The following is an 18,758-nucleotide window of genomic DNA, read 5'->3' as shown; positions in this document are numbered from 1 at the left end:
CCGGCTCCACGAGGCGGTGCCCGCCGCCCGGTCCGGACACGTCCTCGAACCCGTCATCCGCTTCACGGACCGAGCGAGGAAGCGCCCCGGGGATTCACCCTGTGCCGGTGCGGCTGTCCCGTGCGGTGTCGTACGCGTCGCGGGCGGCGTCGACGCGGTCGACGTTCGCCTCGGTCCAGTCAGGGGCGACGTCGTCATCCGGAGCCGGCGGTACGGCCGTCCGGCCCCGTCGTGTCACGGTGCCGGCCGGGGAGGTGTCGCGGCCGCGGGCGAGTGAGGCGACGAGGGCGAGGACGCAGGTGGTGCCGAGGCTGAGGAGCGCGCACTTGTAGCCGGTGGTGAGGGCGTCCATGGTGTGCGGCGCGAGGCTGGAGACCGTGCCGGCGTAGGCGGCCTGCTTGGTGGGACCCGGCAGTCCGCTGGTCGCGATGGCCAGCGCGAGCGCGGTGCTGACCGCGTATCCGGCGTTCTGCGCGGTCTGGCGGACCCCGTTGGCGACGCCGCGCCGCTCGGCTGGCACCGAGCCCATGATGGAGCTGGTGTTGGGGGTCATGAAGAGGCCGACCCCGGCGCCGACGGCCAGCAGGCACACCGCGAGCGCGGTGCTGTTCATGTCGGGCCGGATGAGCGCGGACAGCGCGAACAGCCCGGCCGCGGCCAGGACGAGTCCGGCGCTGGAGAGGGCGCGTGCGCCGAAGCGGCCACGGAGCCGGCCCGCGGCGGGGGACGCGGCGGCCATGGCCAGCGCGACGTACAGGACGTGGAGGCCGGCCCGGTAGGGCGGCATGCCGGAGGCGGCCTGGAGGTAGAGCGACATCAGCAGGACGACGGCGAAGTAGGCCATCGCCATGAAGAACAGCGCGAGGTAGGCCATGCTGCGGGCGCGGTCGGCGAACAGGCCCAGATCCACCAGCGGGTGGCGGCGGCGGGCCTGGACGGCCAGGAAGAGGGGGGTGAAGACGGCGAAGAGCGCCAGACCGGCGACGACCGGCACACTGCTCCAGCCCAGGGCACCGCCCTCGGACAGGGCCAGGATCAGACCGCCGAGCGCGAGGGCCGACAGGACGGCGCCGAGATGATCGAAGGGTTCGCGTTCGGCGCGCGGGGCACCGGGGCGCAGGATCATGCCCGCCCAGATCAGTCCGGCCACGCCGATGGGGACGTTGAACCAGAAGACCGCGCGCCAGCCGAGGCCGGAGGCCAGGGCGCCGCCGAGGGCCGGGCCGAGGACCTGGGCGAGCGCGGCGACGGTGACGTTGACGCCCAGGGCGGTGGGCAGCCGGCGGGCGGGGAAGGCGTCGGTGATCAGCGCGGTGATGTTGCACAGCAGCGCGGCGGCGCCGACGGCCTGCACACAGCGGAAGACGATCAGCCAGGCGATGCCGGGTGCCAGGCCGCACAGCAGACTGCCGGCCGTGAGGAGGGCGGTGCCCGCCAGATACATGCGGCGGCGGCCGATCAGGTCGGCGGCCCGCCCGAAGACGAACACCAGCACCGTGGTGACGAGCATGTAGGACAGCAGGGTCCAGGACGCGGTGGAGGCCGAGGAGCCGAAGTGGCGGCTGACCGTGGGCAGGGCGACGTCCATGGTGGAGGTGTTGACGCCGGCGAGGAACCCCCCGAGCCCGGCGACGACCTGTATCTGCCACAGGCGGGGCGCGGGACCCGTCCCGGACGCGGGGGACCGGGCGGGTGTCCGGGTGAGGGGGGTGGTCATGGCCTTCCTTCCTTGTCCCCGGCGCCGGGGAGCGCCTCCGGGTCGAGATGGGCGAGGAGTGTTTCGCCGATGGCCGTGAGCCGGCCGCGCGCCTCGTCGCTCAGCGGGCCGAGGACGTGCTCGCGCACACTGCGCGCATAGACGGGTGCCGCCTGCTCCACCCGCTCCAGCCCCTCGTTGGTCAGTACGGCCAGCCAGCCGCGCCGGTCGCCCGCCGGCACTTCGCGGCGCACCAGCCCGGCCGCCTCCAGACGGCCGACGGCATGGGTGATCCGGCTGGACTTGGAGTGGGTGATCTCCGCCAGCCGGCTCATCCGCAGCGACCGGTCCGGCGCGCGGCGCAGCCGCCACAGGATGTCGAAGTAGGTGCGCGGGAGGTTCGCCTCGCCCTCCATGTCGGCGTCGAGGCGCGCGGCCACCGCTTCCCACGCGCGGTTGAAGGCGCGGAAGATCCGCAGTTCGTCGGGGCTGAGCCAGCCGAGTTGTTCATCGCTCATCACATTTATTACACTACACGATTGTCCAGTGCTGTAATAAACGGCGCTGGAGTAAACCTCCTCCCGGTGGCCGCCACGGCGACCCCCGCGAAGCCCCCTATGACGAAGGAAAGCCCCTTGTCCGGTAAGACCCCCGCCCTGATCCCCGCGCGGACCGCGCTGGTGCTCATGGACCTCCAGCACTCCCTGCTGGAGGCCCTTCCCGAGCCGGACCGCATCCTGGAGGGCGCCCAGCGCGCCCAGCGCGCCGCCCTGGCGGCCGGCATCCGGGAGGTCCACGTGCGCGTCGCCTTCACACCCGAGGACCACGCGGCCGTGCCCTCCCACAACAAGGCCTTCGCGCCCGTGGCCGAGGCCGGTGCGCTGGCCGCGACGGAGCCGGAGAACGACGTCCACCCCGTGCTGCGCTCGGGCGGCGCGGCGCACACGGTCACCAAGACCCGCGTCGGCGCCTTCAGCACCACCTCGCTCGACCCGTTCCTGCGGGAACAGGGCATCAACACCCTGGTCCTCGGCGGTGTCTTCACCAGCGGCGTGGTCCTGTCCACCGTGCGCGAGGCCGCCGACCGCGACTACCGCCTGCTGGTCCTGAGCGACGTCTGCGCCGACCCCGACCCGCAGCTCCACCGGACGCTGATGGAGTCGGTCCTGCCGATGCAGGCCGACATCCTCGACGTCACCGCCTTCGAGGCCGCCGCCGAAGAGGCAGCCGCCCAGGAGTGACCCACCCGGCCTGCCCCGCCGACCGGCCTGCCCCGCCACCCGGCCCGCCCCCGTCGGGACGGGCCGTGGCGGTGGGGTCGGTGGCGGGAGCTGAACTCCTGCGCCTCCTGCGCCTCCTGAGGCCGTACGCCGGCAGCGGTGGCGGTGGCGCCCCGTGCCTCGGGCAGCTTCTCGCCCTCGACGTCGACGTGGGGCAGGACGCGTTCGATCCAGGCGGGCAGGGCCCACGCACGACGGCCGAGCAGCGCCAGGACCCCGACCGGACGCCGGAGCCGAGCACCTGTGGGTGACCGTCACCAACACCGCCGCGCGCCACAGGACGCACACACCGGCAGGCGGCCGGGGCGGCTTCGGCCTGCTCGGACTCCAGGAACGCATCGAGGCCGTCGACGGCACCCTGCGCGCCGGACCGCTGCCCGGCGGCTGGGAAGTCGCCGCCGCCCTGCCCCTCGCGGGGAAGTGACCCGCCCCCGGGGCGCGCCCGGCACACTCGGGACGACTGCCCGGGCCACCGCGACGCGGCGCGGCCCTGTGAGAGGAACGGCCCATGACCGAACCCCGGATCGACGTCGTGATCGCCGACGACCAGGAACTGGTACGGATGGGATTCAGCCTGATCCTGGGTGTGCAGCCCGGGATCCGAGTGATCGGCGAGGCGGCCGACGGCGTGGAGTGCGTCGAACTCGCGCGCCGGCTGCGTCCCCATGTCGTGCCGGCCGACATCCGTATGCCGCGGCTGGACGGCCTCGAGGTCGTGCGACAGCTTGCGGGGCCCGGGGTGAGCGATCCGATGAACGTCGTCGTGATCACCACCTTCGACCAGGACGACTACGTGCGGACCGCGCTGCGCAACGGCGCGTGCGGTTTCCTGCTCAAGGACGCGTCCCCCGCCCTCCTGGTGGAGGCGGTGCACGCGGCGGCACGGGGCGACGCCCGCGTCTCCCCGGCGGTCACCGTACGGCTCCTGCAACGGTTGGAAGCGGCGGCACCACCGCCCCGGGTCCCGGACGGTGCCGGACTCGGCGAGCGCGAGCTGGACATCGTGCGTCTGGTGGCCGTGGGGCGCACGAACCAGGAGATCGGCGCCGAGTTGTTCCTGTCCTTGTCGACGGTGAAGACGTACCTGGGACGGGTCCAGACCAAGATCAAGGCCCGTAACCGCGTGGAGGTGGCGGCCTGGGCCTGGGAACACGGAGCGGTCCGCGGAACACGGTGAGGCGGCGGCACCCCGGTGACGGCCGGAACAGCGGCACCCCGGCCGGAACGACCGAGCGACGGTCGGGTCAGCCCAATGACGCGCTCGCCGTGCGCAGTTCGTCCAGGGCCGCCCGGAGGTACCCGGCGAACGCGTCGTCGGCACCGTGATCGCCCTCGGACCATTCGGCGTACCCCCGCTTGAAGGCGAGGACGCCCAGTTCGGCCGCGAGAGCCGCGGTCGGGTCGGGGACGCCGCGGGCGATCAGGGCGGCTGTCATCGCGGCCGCCAGGCTGACGGTCTTGAGGGCGTCACGCTCCTGGAGCTCGGCGCTGGCCGCCACGGCCGCCTTCAGCCGGGGGGCGAGCTCCCGGTTCACGGGACCCATCGCGCTCGACGCGCGCTCCAGACCGGCGGCGACCGCCTCCAGCGGACTGGCGTCGCCGGGCGCCTCGGCGATCCCCTCGGTCAGCAGCTTGCTCAGCGTCTCCTGACCGGCCACCAGCAGCTCGCGCTTGTCGGGGAAGTGCCGGAAGAACGTGCTCTTGGTGACCCCGGCGCGCTCGGCGATCTGCGCGACCGTCGTGGCGTCGTACCCCTGCTCGGTGAACAGGTCGACAGCGGCCACGACGAGGCGTTCGCGCGCCCCTGGTTCCCATCGACCCATGGGCCGATCATACGTGATGGGACTCTTGTCCCGTCACCCTGCTAATGTGACGGGACAAGAGTCCCATCACTTGCGGGGAGAGCTCCATGCGCGTCTTCGTCACCGGTGGCACCGGCCTGATCGGCTCCGCCGTCGTCGCCGAACTGCTCGGCAACGGCCACACCGTCAGCTCACTCGCCCGCTCCGACGCGTCCGCACGGGCCGCCGAGGCGGCCGGCGCCGAGCCGCTCCGGGGAGCCCTTGCCGACCTGGACGTCCTTCGTGCCGGAGCCGCCCGGGCCGACGGGGTGATCCATCTGGCGTTCGCCCACGACTTCAGCGGCCCCGCCGCCCTCGCGAAGGCCGTCGCCGAGGAGAGCGCCGCCCTCGCGGCCCTCGGTGCGGAACTCGTCGGCAGCGACCGCCCCTTCGTGACCGTCTCGGGTACGCCCGCCGTGCCGGGCCGCGCCTCCACCGAGGCCGATCCGGTGTCGACCGACGGGCCGGTCGGCGGGCGCGGTCGTGCGGTCACGGCGGCCTTGGGCCTGGCCTCGCGCGGGGTCCGGAGCACGGCCGTACGCATGCCGCGCACGGTTCACCACCGGGGCACGGGCGGATTCGCCGGTCTGCTGACCGACATCGCACGCCGGACCGGGGTGTCCGGCCACCCGGGCGACGGCGCACAGCGTTGGCCGGCCGTGCACGCGCTCGACGCGGCGGTCCTCCTCCGGCTCGCCCTGGAGTCGGCGCCGGCCGGCAGCTCCTGGCACGCCGTGGCCGACGAGGGGGTCAGGGTGCGGGACATCGCCGAGGTCATCGGCCGACGCCTTGGCCTGCCGGTCGAGTCGGTGCCGTCGGAGACCTACGGCCCGCTCGGCCCGATCTTCGCGAACGACCAGCCCTCCTCCAGCGCCCACACCCGGCAGGCCCTCGGCTGGGAGCCGAAGCACCCGGGCCTCCTGGAGGACCTGGAGAACATCCGGCCCTGACCCGGGACCGGAACGAACCGGGCAGTCCCGCTCACGGCGCTCGCGCCGACGGTGAAAGCCCCCCACCCCGATCAAGGCGTAAGCCCCCCCCACCCCCATCAACAGGAGGTTCCGTCATGGTGGCAGTTGTTCTCGGCGCCCGCGGCAACGTGGGTCGTCATGTGGTCGATGGGCTGCTGGCAGCCGGTGAGCGGGTCAGGGCCGTCAACAGAACCCAGGTCGCGGCCTCGGGGCCCGGGTCGGAGACGGCCGTCGCCGACCTGGACCGTCCCGAGACGCTTCCCGCGGTGTTCGACGGCGCCGACAAGGTGTTCCTCTACGGAATGCTCGACCCCCAACGGCCCTACGACATCGAGAAGGTCGTCGCGGCGGCCACCGCCGCGGGCATCCGGCAGGCGGTTCTGCTCTCGTCGGTGTCGGTCCTGGACCCCGACGCCGACCACCCGGTGCCCCGTCTGAACCGCACGATCGAGCACGCCGTCCAACGGTCCGGCATGGACTGGACGTTCCTCAGGCCGGGGACGTTCGCCACCAACACCCGCACCTGGTGGGCCGAATCGATCCGCACCGACAACGTCGTCCGCCTTCCCCGTCCCCTCGCGCAGTCGGCACCGGTGCACGAGAAGGACCTCGCGGCACTCGCGGTGACCGCCCTGACCGAACCGGGCCACACGCACCAGGCGTACACCGTCCACGGTGCCGAGTCCCTGACCCTGCGACGCCAGGTCGAGCACATCGGTGAGGCCATCGGCCGCGCCATCCGGATCGAACACGTCTCGGACGAGGAGGCCCGCGCGGACATCGCCAGGACGATGTCCCCGATCGTGGCCGGGGCGATCGTGGGCCAATGGGCCGCCGCCGACGGCGTCCCGGTCACGACCTCCGCCGTCGTCGAGAAGATCACCGGCGGGCCGGCGCACACCTACGCCCAGTGGGCCGCCGACCACGCCGACGACTTCCGGGGGTGACGGAACGGCGGCGCCACCGCCTCTCGAGAGGCGGTCGCCGTGTCCTGCGGTTCAGGGCTGCCTGGACTCCAGCAGTTCCGCCGCCTCGAGCGCCGCCTCCGCCGCGGTGCGGACATGGCGGCGGGACGCGCGTTCGGCCTCCTCCGGGTCCCGGGCGCGGATGGCGGCGAAGATCTCGTCGTACTCCCGCGCCGAGCCTCCCGCCGCCCCGCGATCGACAGGGACCCCCGCCCCTCTTGTTCAGCTCTCCCGGAACGCCTTCGGACGGGGCCGTGGGCTTTCAGAAGACGGAAGCACACCAGTCATGAACGCGAGACCCGAACTCGACCCGCGCGCGGAGGCGTCGGTCGTCCGCCCCGTTCCGCAGTCGTCCGCATGCGCGGCGTGGCGGCTCCCGGGCCGGAGCCGCGGAACACCGCACGAGGCGTGCTCCCAGGTCGTCAGGAAGTGCCGCCAGTGGGGTCTGCCGGCCGAGACGACCGACGACCTCGCCCAGGTCGCCGTGATCGACCACGGGCGGAGCGCGGAGTCCCCCGCGGAGTCGATGCCGGACGACGAGCACGGCCGCGGACACGTCCTCGTTAAGAGCCTCGCCGACCATTTCGTGTGCAGGGCGGCACACCACGGCATGGTGGCCTGGGCGAGCGTGGCCCTCTCCGCGACCGCCGTCACCCACGGCATCAGCCGGAACGACCACGACAGCTGACGCGCCATGAACGGCGCCGACCGACGTTCCCCCGTCACGAACGCAATCCGCGCAACCGCGTGCCCGAGAGGAGCCGTCGTCTTCCTCAACCGGCCTGGTGGCGGAGCGCGTTGACGCCTCCGGCCAGATCGCCCAGCTCCGCGACGCTCAGTTCCGTCCACTCCGATCGCGGACGTGCGTGCAGGCGCAGGACGAAGTGGCCGGTACGAAACCCCTTCCTCCATATGTCGAACTGGGCCGTGAGGTCGTATTCGTCGTCCGTCGCCTGAACGATTTCCACCGTCGCGTCGGGAGCGACACCCAGGCCGTGCTCGGAGAGTACCGAATGCGGTGCGGTCAGTAGCCGTTGTGAGAACCTCCGGCTCGACCACGCCATCGTCAGAATGTGGGTGTAGCGGTCGATGAATTCCGGCAACTGCGGGGGTTCCATATGCCGCACCCTTCTCCTCGTCCTGCCCTGCCGCTTCTCGGAGGTGGGCAGTGCTGCTCCGAATCATGGAGCCAGAGAAGGCTGATGAAGGTCAATCGGAACACGGTGTGAACGGGCATTCTTATCGGTTCCGGCGGCTGTCGATTTCGGTGCCCCGTCAGGTGTTTCGGTATGTGGCTAGCGGTCTCCGTCACCCCTGACCGTCACTTGGAAAGTGGTCCTGACCAGCACGATCGGGAGTGATCGCGGAGTGATTTGTCGATCGCCGTCACGCGTGATCCAATGACCGGACATGCTCCTGGATCTTGGTGACGGCGGGTCCACCCCGATGGGTGTGCCAATGGCTCCGCCATCCAACCGGGTTGTGGAGTGCAGCCCGGAATCCTTCAAGGCGACTGCCCGGGGCCCGCGTTCGGCCCTCCGGTGGCAGCACGTCGTTCAATTGTTGGGAAGCGCCATGGTCGACACCATCTCCCTCCACGAACGTGGTCCTGCCCTTTCCGCGTGCTGGAAGGCGTTGGAGAAGGCCGCTGCCGGACGCGGTGGATTCGTCGTGGTGCACGGCGAGGCGGGGGTGGGCAAGAGCGCGCTGCTCGACAGCGTGACCGACCGGGCCCGTGCGTCGGGCTTCGACGCGGCCCAGGTCCGTGCCAGTTACGCCGAGCACCACGTGCAGGACAACATCGCCCGCAGGCTCCTGGAGTCGTTGTTCGCGTCCCTGCCGGCGGAGGCGCGGCAGGCGTTGCCGTCCGAGGCCCTCGGCGTGGCGGAAGGGCCCGGGACGAACCCGCCCTGGACCCCGCACGCCCTGGCTCAGGCGACCTGCCAACTGGTCTCCGCCGGCAGCCCCAGGCCCCAGGTGTTCGTGATCGACAACGTGCACTGGATGGACCGCGGTTCCATGGTCTGGCTGAACCTGCTCCTGGAAAGCCTGAGCACGTTGCCGTTGCTCGTCGTCGGCTCCGTCTGCGACGGCGTTCCCGGTGCCGCTCCCGAACTCCTGGAAGAGCTGGTCAGCAGCAGTTCCCGGCTCGTCCAGCTCCGTCCCCTCGGTGAGGAGGCCGTGGGGTCCGTGCTCGCCGACGTCCTGGGCGGACCGCGCGACGCCGAGTTCGTCGAAGCGGCGATGCGGGCGACCGCAGGGAACCCGTTGCTCCTGCACACGCTCGCCCGGCTCCTCGACAGCCGGGGCATCCCCGCCGACGCCGCGTCGGCCCCCGTGCTGGGGGAGTTGTCGGCGGACGTCCTCGCGATGTCCATGAGGGTGCGTACGCGCCGGGTCTCGGACGAGGCGTTCACCATCCTGCGGATCATCGCGGCCCTGGACGGGGACGCGACCGTCCGCAGCGTCACCCACATCACCGGAGTCGACCTGGCGACGGTCGCGGAGAGCTGTCACGCGATGCGCAGGCTGGGCTTCCTCACGTTCGACAACGACAGGATGGCCCTGACCCAACCGCTGGTACGCAACTCCGTGCTGAGCGAGTGCTGCCCCGCCGTCCTCGACGCGGTGCACGCCCAGGCGGCGAGCCTGCTGCACCAGGAGGGCGCCGCGGCCACCACCGTGGCACGGCACATCGTCGGGACCAGCCAGCCCCTCGCCGGAACCTGGGTCGTGAAGACGCTCCTGAGCGCCGCTCACGACGCCAGGGAGCGTGACCTGCCGGATCTTCGTGTGGCGTGCCTGAAGAGGGTTCTGGTCGAGCCGCTGTCCGACGAGGACCGCACGCGGGCGCTCATGGACCTCGCCGCCACCCTGGCCCCCCACGACATGGCCGACGCCCTCGGCCACCTGCGCCAAGCACTCGAACTGTCCCCGCGGGCGGCGTGCGAGTTCGTGGACGTGGACCTCTTCGTCCTCCTCGCCCTCGCCGGGTGCGAGGAGGAACTGACGCTGATCCACCGGCATGCGGACGACGTCCACCGGTCGACCCTGGACAGGTTGCGACGTCTCCTGCATCTGCCGGGCCACGCCGAGCCGGTGCGGTGGGAACACGGGGACGAGTCCGTCCCGCAGTATCCGACGTGCGTGTTCTCGCTGGCGTACGAGGCGCTGGCCGGTACGGTCACGGGCAGCATGTCCGCGCAGGAGGCCACCGCACTCGCGCAGGAGGTCCTCGCCACCCTCCTCGGACGGGGCGCGGGAAGACTGGTCGCCCAACTGGCGGTCGTCAGGGTCCTGGTCGCCGCGGGCCGACTGCGCATGGCGCTGCGCTACGGCGAGGCACTGCGGGACGCCGCGGAGAGCCAGAACGTCAAGCCGCTGCACGCGGCGGCTTCGCACATCCTCGCGTGCGTCCATCACCGGACGGGCGAACTCGGCAAGGCGCAGGCGTACATCGGGGACGGCCTGGCCGCGCTGAAGGAGTGGGATCCCGCCCGTACCACCGTCCTGGAGCGCGAACTCATGTCCCGGGCCGTGCAGTTGCATCTGGCGACGGCCGCCGTGGACGAAGCGGCGGCGATGCTGCGGATGCTGGAGGCCCAGTGCGAGATCTCGCCGACCTCCGAGACGTTCGCGCACTTCGCCACGGCAAGAGCCCGGTTCCGCATGGCGACGGGTGACGCCGACGGCGCGGTGAAGGACCTGGAGGTCGCCGAGGGCGCCCTGGCCGCCGACGGTGCGCGCAACCGGGCCCTGCTCGACTGGCGCCTGGACAAGGCCGTGGCCCTCGGCGGCCTCGGGCGCACGGACGACGCCGTCGCCGGGATCGGCGAACACCTGGCGTCGGCCCGCCGATGGGGCGCTCCGGGTCCGCTGGCCGCTGGAGTCCTGGCCCGGGTCGCCGTCACCGAGGAGGCCGACGCTCCGGCGCTCCTGGAGGAGTTGACCGAGCTGGTGCGCGGCAGCGATGACCGCCTGATGCTGGTGAGGGTTCTGTTCGAGCACGGCAGGGCGCTGCACAGGGCGGGGGAGACCGGCGTGGCCCGGCAGGTTCTGCGGGAGGCCTACGAGTCCTCGACGACGATCGACGACCCTCAGCTCACGAAGGCCATCAGCCGCGAGATCGTCGACATGGGGGGACGCGTCCCGCGCTCCCGCCCCGCGGGGGCGGCCAGCCTGACGGAGTCGGAGCGCAGGGTCGCCGTCCTCGCCGCGCAGGGCAAGAAGAACCGTGAGATAGCCGGACTTCTGTTCCTGCAACTGCGGACGGTGGAAATCCATCTCACGAACACCTACCGAAAGCTGGGCATCGACGGCAGAAGCGCGCTGCCCGCCGCACTCGCCATCGATGCCCAAATCGACGGGAAAGCACGGCCGGCGGGCGACCGGGCCGCCTGACGCCCGGAGAAACAGTCGCACGGGACCGGCGGACGGTCTCCGTATCGGGATCACCCCGTCATGCACGCGATGCCCGCAGGGCAGTTGTGCCCGGCCTCGCGCCCCCATGTCGAGCACGGCATGGTGAACCCTCCGCCCAGGGAACCGAAATGCGCGACACGATGCCGAAACGAGTGGCGACCGCTACCGATAAGAATGCCCCTAGGTAGTCGTCCGCGCATTGACTGGCCTTGACGGATCTGGCTCCATGAACAAGTCGGCGCGCTTCACTCATTGATTGCCGCGCCCCCTGTGAACGTGTTCCAGGATTCCCGTCCGTGTGCGGCACGGCCGATACCTGAGGTAGTCGAACCATGAAATTCCGGCCGCAAGCCCTGGCCAAGCTCCAACAGCCCACGAAGATGGACGCCCCGATCCAATTGGCGCTCCCGCGCAGCCTGATGTCGCTGACCGCGGTGGCCCTGCTCGTCGTCGCGGGAGCCGTGTGGGCCGTCACCGGCGCCATCTCCCGCCAGACGACGGCATCGGGGATTCTGACCCATGCCGGGGGAAGCGTTTATCTGCAGAGCCCCTATGCCGGCCAGATCACCAGCGTCTTCGTCGTTCCCGGCTCGGTCTTCCCGGTGGACACTCCGCTGTTCACCGTGCAGAGCGGCGGTCGTGTCGAGACCGTCCGGGCCGTCACCGGAGGTCGCCTGATCAGCTCGGCCGGAAGCGTCGGGTCGGTCGTCTCCCGGGGCACCGAACTGGCCGTCATCGAACGGATCGACGGCGCCGGCGACCCGCTCGTCGCGATGGTGTACGTGCCGCAGGCGTCGGCGGGCCTCATCCACATCGGAAGCCAGGTGGACCTCACCGTCGCCTCCGCCCCCTCCACCCAATTCGGCGTACTGCGCGGGACCGTTCAGTCGATCGGCCAGTTCCCCCAGACGGAGGCCCAGGTCACCGACTTCCTCGGCGACCGACAGCTCGGACAGCGCTTCACCGCGCACGGACAGCCGTTCGCGATCACGGTGAAGATCGCCTCCGGCTCGACCACCAGCGGATTCACCTGGTCCACCACGGCGGGCCCGCCGTTCCAGATCGACTCGCGCACCCTCGTCAGCGCGGCGATCCACCTGCCGCCCATCAAGCCCGTGAACTGGGTGGTGGCCTGAGATGTGGGGACGGCCCATCGGACGTCGCCGCGGTACCGGACCGGGCGGACGGGTGAAGACCGAAACGGTCCTGCAGATGGAGGGAGTCGAGTGCGGGGCCGCGTGCCTGGCCATGGTGCTGCTCCACTTCGGCCGCCACGTTCCGCTGGAGGAACTGCGCGTCGCCTGCGGCGTCTCCCGGGACGGCGCCAAGGCGTCGAACATCATCAAGGCGGCGGGGGAGTACGGGCTTGAGGCCAGGGGCGTCAGGACCGAACTCGACCGCATCGAAGCCGGGCAGCTCCCCGCCGTCCTGTTCTGGGAGTTCAACCACTTCGTCGTCCTCGAAGGCGTGAGCCGGCGGCGGGGCAAGGACGTCGTCCACCTCAACGACCCGGCGTACGGACACCGTTCGGTCTCCGCCGCGGAGTTCGACGAGTCCTTCACCGGTATCGCCCTCGTCCTCCGCCCCGGCCCCGGGTTCCGGCCGGGCGGCCGCCCCCCGGGGCGCCTGGTCGGTCTGTCGAGCCGGCTGCACGGCAGCGGTCTGCTGCTCGTGTGGGCGTTCGTGGCCAGCCTCCTGCTGGTGGTGACGGGCGTGGCGCTCCCCGCCTACACCCGCGCCTTCGTGGACACCGCGCTGGTCGGCCACGACCTGTCGATCCGCGTGCCGTTCTTCGTCCTGATGACGGCCACCATCGTCGCGGCGGCCCTGCTCACCGGGCTGAGGGAGTCCTTCCTGCTGCGCCTGCGGATCGTCAGCGCCACACTCGCGAGCTCCCGCTTCCTGCAGCATCTGCTGCGGCTGCCCATCGGCTTCTACGCGCAGCGCAGCGCCGCCGACATCACCAACCGCATGCAGTCCAACGACGCCGTCGCCCTGACACTCGCGAACGACCTCTCGGCCGTCGCGATCAACGCGGTGGTGATCGTGCTGTACGCGGCACTGATGTGGACGTACAGCGCGTGGCTCACCTGTCTGTGCGTCGCCGTGGCCGCGGTGAACATCCTCGCGGTACGGCTCACGGCGAAGGCCCGCGCCGACGGCGTCAACCGGCTCACGGCCGACCGCGCTTCCTTCCTCACCACCTCCTACAGCGGCGTCCAGCGCATCGAGACGCTGAAGGCCACCGGGGCCGAGGACGAGCACTTCCGCAGGTGGTCCGGCGAACACGCGAAACTCGTCTCGGGCCAGCAGCAGGTGGACACCCCGATGGCGATGCTCGCCGTGGTGGTGCCGACACTGGCGGCCCTCAACAGCACGCTCATCCTTCTCCTGGGGGGCCTGCAAGCCGCCGCCGGACACATCTCCGTGGGTCTTCTGCTGGCCTTCCAGGCCCTGGTCACCGCGTTCACCGCTCCTATCGGCCAGCTCACCAACGTGGCAGGGCGGGTACAGGACTTCGCGGTGCAGCTGACCAGGCTGCGCGACGTGGAGAACTTCCCCGCCGTCGAACGCCGGCCGGTCGCCGACCCGAAGCGGTCGCCGCGCAGACTGACCGGACACCTCATCTTCTCCGAGGTGACGTTCGGCTACAGCCCGCTCGCCCCGCCCCTGCTGCGCGCGCTGTCCTTCTCCGTGGGGCCGGGCGAACAGGTCGCGCTCGTGGGAGGTTCGGGCAGCGGGAAGTCGACGGTGACGCGCCTGCTCTCGGGCCTGTACGAACCGTGGACGGGCGACATCACGATCGACGGAACACCACGGCACGAGATCGACGACCTGGTGTTCGGCTCGTCCGTCGCCTTCGTGGACCAGGACATCTTCCTGTTCGAAGGAACGGTCCGCGACAACCTCACCCTGTGGGATCCGTCCGTACCGGACGACGACGTCGTGGCCGCCCTGAAGGACGCGCACGCCTACGACTTGGTGTCGGCCCGTCCCGGAGGCATCCACAGCAAGGTCGAGGAGGGCGGGCGGAACTTCTCCGGGGGACAGCGCCAGCGGCTCGAGATCGCCAGGGCCCTGGTGCGCAATCCCGCGCTCCTGGTCCTGGACGAAGCCACCAGCGCGCTGGACGCCGAGGTCGAGGGCCGGATCACGGACAGTCTGCGGCGCCGCGGGTGCGCGATCGTCGTGGTGGCCCACCGCCTGAGCACGATCCGCGACAGCGATCAGATCATCGTGCTGGAAAAGGGACAGATGGTCGAGAGCGGCGAGCACGAGGAACTCATCTCCGCGGCAGGGCGGTACTCCCAGCTGATCAGGGAGCACTGATGGAGCTGACACGGCTCGACCACACCAGGAACGCTCCCCGCGAGCTGAGCGCCCTGGCCGACCTGGGCCAGGAGACCGATCGCTCCGTCCACCGGGTCTCCCTGCACGAGCAGGGGACGCTGTGGCTCGTGAGGTCAGGGGAACTCGACCTCTTCGTCGTGGAAGGGCATGACGGCCCTTGGCACCACGTGGGCCGCGTCCCCTCGGGAACCGCCTTCCTGTCCCCGCCGCCCGGCCTCGGCCCCGAGCTCGTCGTACGACCGCTGCCCGGGTCCAGGCTCTCCAGGATCCCCCTGCACGAAGTGTCCGCCGCGATCGGCCCGCCGGGGGAGAACGAGCCTGCCCTGGAGGCGCTGACCGAGGGCATCGGCCGGGGGCTCTCCCTCCTGATGGGCTTCGTCCGCGAGGGACTGCCGCCCCAGGAGTTCGAGACGCTGGAGCCCGGCACGGAGGCCGCCCTCGCCGATAACCTGTGCGCCCGCCCGGTCGACGGCCCGGTCTGGCTGGAGGTCGTCTCCGGCGAGGTCCGCATCAGCGACGACCAGGACGCGCCGGGCTTCACCCGGGGCGAGATCCTCATACTGGGCAGGCGCGACTGGATCACCGCGACGACGGCCGCCCGGGTACGCGTGCACACGCTGCGGGACTTCCCCGACCCGGCCCGGCTGTGGCCCGTGGCACGGCTCCTGGAGGACCGCCTGCTCCGCATGGGCGGCCGTGCCGTCGAGAGGCGCAGACAGCACGAGGAACGCCGGATCAACGCCGGCCGGAAGGCCAACCTCGCGGCGGCGGCACAGGCCGATCGTCTGCTGGGCGGAGCCCTCGGAACGAGCGGACACGCCCTGTCCCGGCTCGTGCTGCCCGACGAGGACGCGACGACCGCGGCCTGCCGGATCGTCGCCCAGGCCATGGGCATCGACGTACCGCGGCACGAGACACCCGCGCCACCGCTGCAGACGGGCCCCATCGAGCAATGGGCGCGGCACTCGCGCCTGCGCAGCCGGGTCGTCGCGCTCGACGGCAGGTGGTGGCGCCGGAACATCGGCCCGCTGATCGGCCACGTCGCCGAGACCCGCGCCCCGGTGGCCCTGCTGTGGCGCAGGGGCGGGTACGAGGCGGTCGACCCGGTGTCGGGGTCGGTGACCGTCGTCGACAGGCGGACCGCCCCCGTCGTCGCGCCCCAGGCCGTCATGCTGTACCGGCCGCTGCCCGAGGGGCCGATCGGGAAGCGGGCCCTGGTGCGCGCCGGTCTGCGCGGCGCGGGCGGCGACATCAGGGCCGTCGTCGTCACCATGCTGATCGCCGTCGCCCTGAGCACCCTCGTGCCGGTGGGCACCGGCATCGTCCTGGGGCGTTTTGTGCCGAACGCCGAGAACACCATGATCATTCAGGCTTCGGCCGTCATCCTGATGGCGGTCGCGGCCTCGGCGGCCTTCGGCATCATCCAGAACCTGGCGCTGCTCCGGCTGGAGGGCCGCTTCGAAGCCACCCTGCAGACCCTGGTCTGGGACCGGCTGCTGAGGCTGCCCGCGGGATTCTTCAAACGCTGGTCGACCGGTGAGCTCTCGCGGGCCGCCCTCGGCGTGTCCGACATCCGCGCCACCCTCATGGGGATCAGCTCCTCCGTCCCCTATCACGCCGCCGTCGCCCTGGTGAACTTCGGCGTGCTGCTGTGGATCAGCGTTCCCCTCGGCCTGCTCGCCGCGGTCTTCGCAGCCGTGGGCATGGCCACGTTCGCCCTGCTGGCCAAGGCGCAGATGACCTGGCAGACCAAGTCCCTCCTCCAGGGATACCGGCTGACCGACAAGGTCTTCCAGATGCTGCGCGGGCTGCCCAAGCTTCGGGTCGCCGCGGCCGAGGGCAGGGCCTACGCGGACTGGGCGGCGACCTTCTCGCAGCAGAAGGACATGCAGAAGCGCATCGGCCGCCACCAGAACGCCATCACGGTGTTCAACGCGGGCTTTCCACCCCTGTGCCTGCTGGTGTTCTTCGTGACGACGTCGAACACGCCCGACGCCATCTCGATCCCCGGATTCCTCACCTACAACGCGTCCCTGACGCTGATGCTCACCTCCCTGGCCCAGGTGACCGGCGGCATCACATCGGCCATCGCCGTGATCCCGATGTTCCTGCGCCTTCAGCCGATCCTCACCGAACTCATGGAGTCGTCGGACAGCAGCACGGCCCCCGGTGAACTGTCGGGCGACATCGAAGTCAGCCACCTCACCTTCGGATACGCCAGGAACCTGCCGCCCGTCCTGGACGGCGTCTCCTTCCGGGTACGGCCCGGTGAGTTCCTCGCGGTCGTCGGCGCGAGCGGATCCGGCAAGTCGACCCTGCTGCGTCTGCTGCTCGGCTTCGAGAAACCGGACGCGGGGACGGTGCTGTACGACGGGCAGGACCTGTCCTCCCTGGACAGCGGCGCCGTACGACGGCAGTGCGGTGTGGTGCTCCAACAGGTGCAGCATTCCAACGGATCCATACTCCAGGCGATCACCGGTGGGCTGAACTACTCACTGGACGAAGCCTGGGAGGCCGCCGAACTCGCCGGTCTGCGCGAGGACATCGAAGCCATGCCGATGACCATGCACACCTACATCGGCGACACCTCCACCCTGTCGGGAGGCCAGCGGCAACGGCTCGCCATCGCGCACGCCCTCATCCGCCGGCCGCGCATGCTCTTCTTCGACGAGGCCACCAGCGCGCTCGACAACGCCACCCAGCAGATCGTGACGAGAGCCACCAAGCAGCTGAAGGCCACCCGCATCGTCATCGCCCACCGGCTGTCCACGGTCATGGACGCCGACAAGATCATCGTCCTGTCGCAGGGGCGCGTGGTCCAGTACGGCCCTCCGGGGGAGCTGCTGGCCGACTCCGCCGGGCTCTTCCACCAACTCGTCCACCGCCAGATGCAGTGAAGGAACCACACGCATGAACACACGAAGACGGTACGGACACCTGTGCCGGCTGCTCGCCTGCTCGGCCCTGCTCGTCGGGTGCGGCTCGCAGACGGGGCGGACCGGTGGGGCCGGTCACCCCTCGTCCCCGGTCGTCACCGACGCTCAGGCGGTCGCCGCCGTACGGGCGTACGAGCAGGGCAACAACAAGGTGAACGCGGCTCTCGACCCGCCGGGCCTCGCGGCCGTGGAGACGACACCGCTGCGCACGTCGAGCCAGGCGCTCATGACCGTCAGCAGGACGCTGCACCAGAAGATCCCGCACATCACCCATACGAAGACGGAGGTCTTCGTACCGTCCGGGACGGGCCGGACCACATGGTTCCTGTCCGTCTCGCAGCGCGTGGTCGGGGGTGTGCCGTCCACGCAGCCCACGTACAACGTCTTCGTCAGGACGGGACCTTCCGGCTCCTTCCGGGCGGCCTACGCGCTGACGCCCATCCAGCAGGAGCAGGTCGGGCCGTTCGCGCTCGACGCCGCCGGCGCGGCGATGTCCGTGACGTCGGCCGACGACCTGCTCCTCGCACCCGACAAGGTGGGACGGGCCGTCACCGAGCACTACGTGCGGGGGCTGTCCGGCAAGGACGCGTTCCTCCCCAGCACCGCCCTCGACGACGTCCTGGGCAACGGTTACGTCCTCGGACGCAAAGTGCTCGGCGAGCGCGGCGTCACCCTGACGAGGAACGTACGCTCCGACCTCCCCGAGACCTACGCCCTGAGGACCACCGACGGAGGCGTGGTCGCCTTCACGGCCATCACCGTCACCGATCACCTCACGGCGAAGAACGCCAAGTCCAAGGCCACCCTGCGCGCGGGGAGCAACGACGCGGCTCTGTTCGGCAGACCCGGTGGAGCGCAGGCGGAGAAGTTCACCATCGACCGCCTCGAAATGTTCATGACGTACATCCCCCTCGCCCGATCGGGCGGCAAGGCCAAGGTCCTCGCGTACAGCGAGGCCCCGATTTCCGTCGTATGAGAGAGCCCTCCGAGGCTCCGGCACTGAAAGGACACCACACCATGGCAGCGGAAGAGAACCCGGAGGCAGGGGCCGAGGAGATCCGGACGACCGGCGAAGAGCCGGCCCCGGAGGGCGGCCCCGGAGACGAACTGACCGCGGAGGAACTGGACAACGTCGACGCCGGCGACGGCGGACAGGTGTCCTACCCGCCTTACCTGTAGAACGGAGGAGGGCCGGGGGGGCCCCCCCGGGGGGGGGGCCCCCCCCGGGGGGGACCGACCCGACCGCCCCCCCCCCCCCCCCCCCCCACCCCCCCCGCGGGGACGCCCCGTGGGGGT

At 71.1% G+C, this 18,758-nt stretch carries 16 protein-coding genes and 2 pseudogenes; 13 read left to right on the top strand and 5 right to left on the bottom strand.

The features are described from left to right. Nucleotides 1–94 precede the first annotated feature (94 nt). Complete coding sequence (locus tag AB0F77_RS26025; protein ID WP_361953320.1) at nt 95–1,717, bottom strand: DHA2 family efflux MFS transporter permease subunit; 1,623 nt, start codon at nt 1,715–1,717, stop codon at nt 95–97. Continuing rightward, a complete protein-coding gene (locus AB0F77_RS26020) occupies nt 1,714–2,214 on the bottom strand; it encodes a MarR family transcriptional regulator (RefSeq protein WP_361953317.1) in 501 nt (166 codons plus the stop codon). The genes AB0F77_RS26025 and AB0F77_RS26020 overlap by 4 nt, the downstream gene beginning before the upstream one ends. 117 nt (nt 2,215–2,331) lie before the next feature. Between AB0F77_RS26020 and AB0F77_RS26015 the strand changes: the two genes are divergently transcribed. The 4 genes and pseudogenes from AB0F77_RS26015 (at nt 2,332) to AB0F77_RS26000 (ending at nt 4,153) form a co-directional block, all read left to right on the top strand. Further along, nucleotides 2,332–2,937, top strand: coding sequence for a cysteine hydrolase (locus tag AB0F77_RS26015; RefSeq protein ID WP_361953314.1), 606 nt, complete (start codon nt 2,332–2,334; stop codon nt 2,935–2,937). Between the two features lie 65 nt (nt 2,938–3,002). Then, nucleotides 3,003–3,227 (top strand): hypothetical protein, encoded by a 225-nt coding sequence (locus AB0F77_RS26010; RefSeq protein ID WP_361953311.1) that lies wholly within the window; start codon nt 3,003–3,005, stop codon nt 3,225–3,227. Between the two features lie 38 nt (nt 3,228–3,265). Further along, nucleotides 3,266–3,400, top strand: a pseudogene (locus AB0F77_RS26005) (two-component sensor histidine kinase); the annotation flags it as partial. A gap of 84 nt (nt 3,401–3,484) precedes the next feature. After that, nucleotides 3,485–4,153, top strand: a complete 669-nt coding sequence (locus AB0F77_RS26000) for a response regulator transcription factor (protein ID WP_361953308.1) — start codon at nt 3,485–3,487, stop codon at nt 4,151–4,153. 67 nt (nt 4,154–4,220) lie between these two features. Here AB0F77_RS26000 and AB0F77_RS25995 read toward each other — a convergent pair whose 3' ends face one another. Continuing rightward, nucleotides 4,221–4,799: a helix-turn-helix domain-containing protein gene (locus tag AB0F77_RS25995; protein WP_361953305.1), complete on the bottom strand. Its 579-nt coding sequence runs from the start codon at nt 4,797–4,799 to the stop codon at nt 4,221–4,223. 86 nt (nt 4,800–4,885) lie between these two features. Between AB0F77_RS25995 and AB0F77_RS25990 the strand changes: the two genes are divergently transcribed. Together AB0F77_RS25990 and AB0F77_RS25985 are read left to right on the top strand one after the other, a co-directional pair. Then, nucleotides 4,886–5,767: an SDR family oxidoreductase gene (locus AB0F77_RS25990; RefSeq protein WP_361953302.1), complete on the top strand. Its 882-nt coding sequence runs from the start codon at nt 4,886–4,888 to the stop codon at nt 5,765–5,767. 116 nt (nt 5,768–5,883) lie between these two features. After that, nucleotides 5,884–6,735 carry an NAD(P)H-binding protein gene (locus AB0F77_RS25985; RefSeq protein WP_361953299.1) on the top strand — a complete coding sequence of 284 codons (852 nt, stop codon included), beginning with the start codon at nt 5,884–5,886 and terminating at the stop codon, nt 6,733–6,735. Nucleotides 6,736–6,786: 51 nt separating this feature from the next. Here AB0F77_RS25985 and AB0F77_RS25980 read toward each other — a convergent pair. Further along, nucleotides 6,787–6,936, bottom strand: a pseudogene (locus AB0F77_RS25980) (FCD domain-containing protein); the annotation flags it as partial. Between the two features lie 103 nt (nt 6,937–7,039). Here AB0F77_RS25980 and AB0F77_RS25975 point away from each other — a divergent pair. Beyond that, nucleotides 7,040–7,441 carry a hypothetical protein gene (locus AB0F77_RS25975; RefSeq protein WP_361953296.1) on the top strand — a complete coding sequence of 134 codons (402 nt, stop codon included), beginning with the start codon at nt 7,040–7,042 and terminating at the stop codon, nt 7,439–7,441. A gap of 85 nt (nt 7,442–7,526) precedes the next feature. On the opposite strand, the gene AB0F77_RS25970 is transcribed toward AB0F77_RS25975, so the two are convergent. Beyond that, a complete protein-coding gene (locus tag AB0F77_RS25970; protein ID WP_361953293.1) occupies nt 7,527–7,871 on the bottom strand; it encodes a hypothetical protein in 345 nt (114 codons plus the stop codon). 457 nt (nt 7,872–8,328) lie between these two features. On the opposite strand from AB0F77_RS25970, the gene AB0F77_RS25965 reads away from it, so the two are divergent. The 6 genes from AB0F77_RS25965 (at nt 8,329) to AB0F77_RS25940 (ending at nt 18,641) form a co-directional block, all read left to right on the top strand. Then, complete coding sequence (locus AB0F77_RS25965; protein WP_361953290.1) at nt 8,329–11,154, top strand: AAA family ATPase; 2,826 nt, start codon at nt 8,329–8,331, stop codon at nt 11,152–11,154. A gap of 353 nt (nt 11,155–11,507) precedes the next feature. Then, on the top strand, nt 11,508–12,311 hold the full coding sequence (locus AB0F77_RS25960; protein ID WP_361953287.1) for an HlyD family efflux transporter periplasmic adaptor subunit: 804 nt from the start codon (nt 11,508–11,510) through the stop codon (nt 12,309–12,311). A gap of 1 nt (nt 12,312) precedes the next feature. Continuing rightward, the gene (locus tag AB0F77_RS25955) at nt 12,313–14,505 is read left to right on the top strand and encodes an NHLP family bacteriocin export ABC transporter peptidase/permease/ATPase subunit (RefSeq protein WP_361953284.1); all 2,193 of its coding nucleotides are present in this window, start codon (nt 12,313–12,315) and stop codon (nt 14,503–14,505) included. Beyond that, nucleotides 14,505–17,423: an NHLP bacteriocin export ABC transporter permease/ATPase subunit gene (locus tag AB0F77_RS25950; RefSeq protein ID WP_361953281.1), complete on the top strand. Its 2,919-nt coding sequence runs from the start codon at nt 14,505–14,507 to the stop codon at nt 17,421–17,423. Before AB0F77_RS25955 ends, AB0F77_RS25950 begins: the two co-directional genes overlap by 1 nt. Nucleotides 17,424–17,436: 13 nt before the next feature. Beyond that, nucleotides 17,437–18,438, top strand: a complete 1,002-nt coding sequence (locus AB0F77_RS25945; protein WP_361953278.1) for a hypothetical protein — start codon at nt 17,437–17,439, stop codon at nt 18,436–18,438. A 41-nt stretch (nt 18,439–18,479) separates the two neighbouring features. Beyond that, nucleotides 18,480–18,641: a hypothetical protein gene (locus AB0F77_RS25940; protein WP_361953275.1), complete on the top strand. Its 162-nt coding sequence runs from the start codon at nt 18,480–18,482 to the stop codon at nt 18,639–18,641. Nucleotides 18,642–18,758: the final 117 nt, after the last annotated feature.

It is taken from the genome of Streptomyces sp. NPDC026672, from assembly GCF_040638185.1.
Lineage (GTDB): Bacteria > Actinomycetota > Actinomycetes > Streptomycetales > Streptomycetaceae > Streptomyces.
Note: the sequence above shows the minus strand (reverse complement) of the source record. Positions and strands in the feature narration are given on the sequence as shown.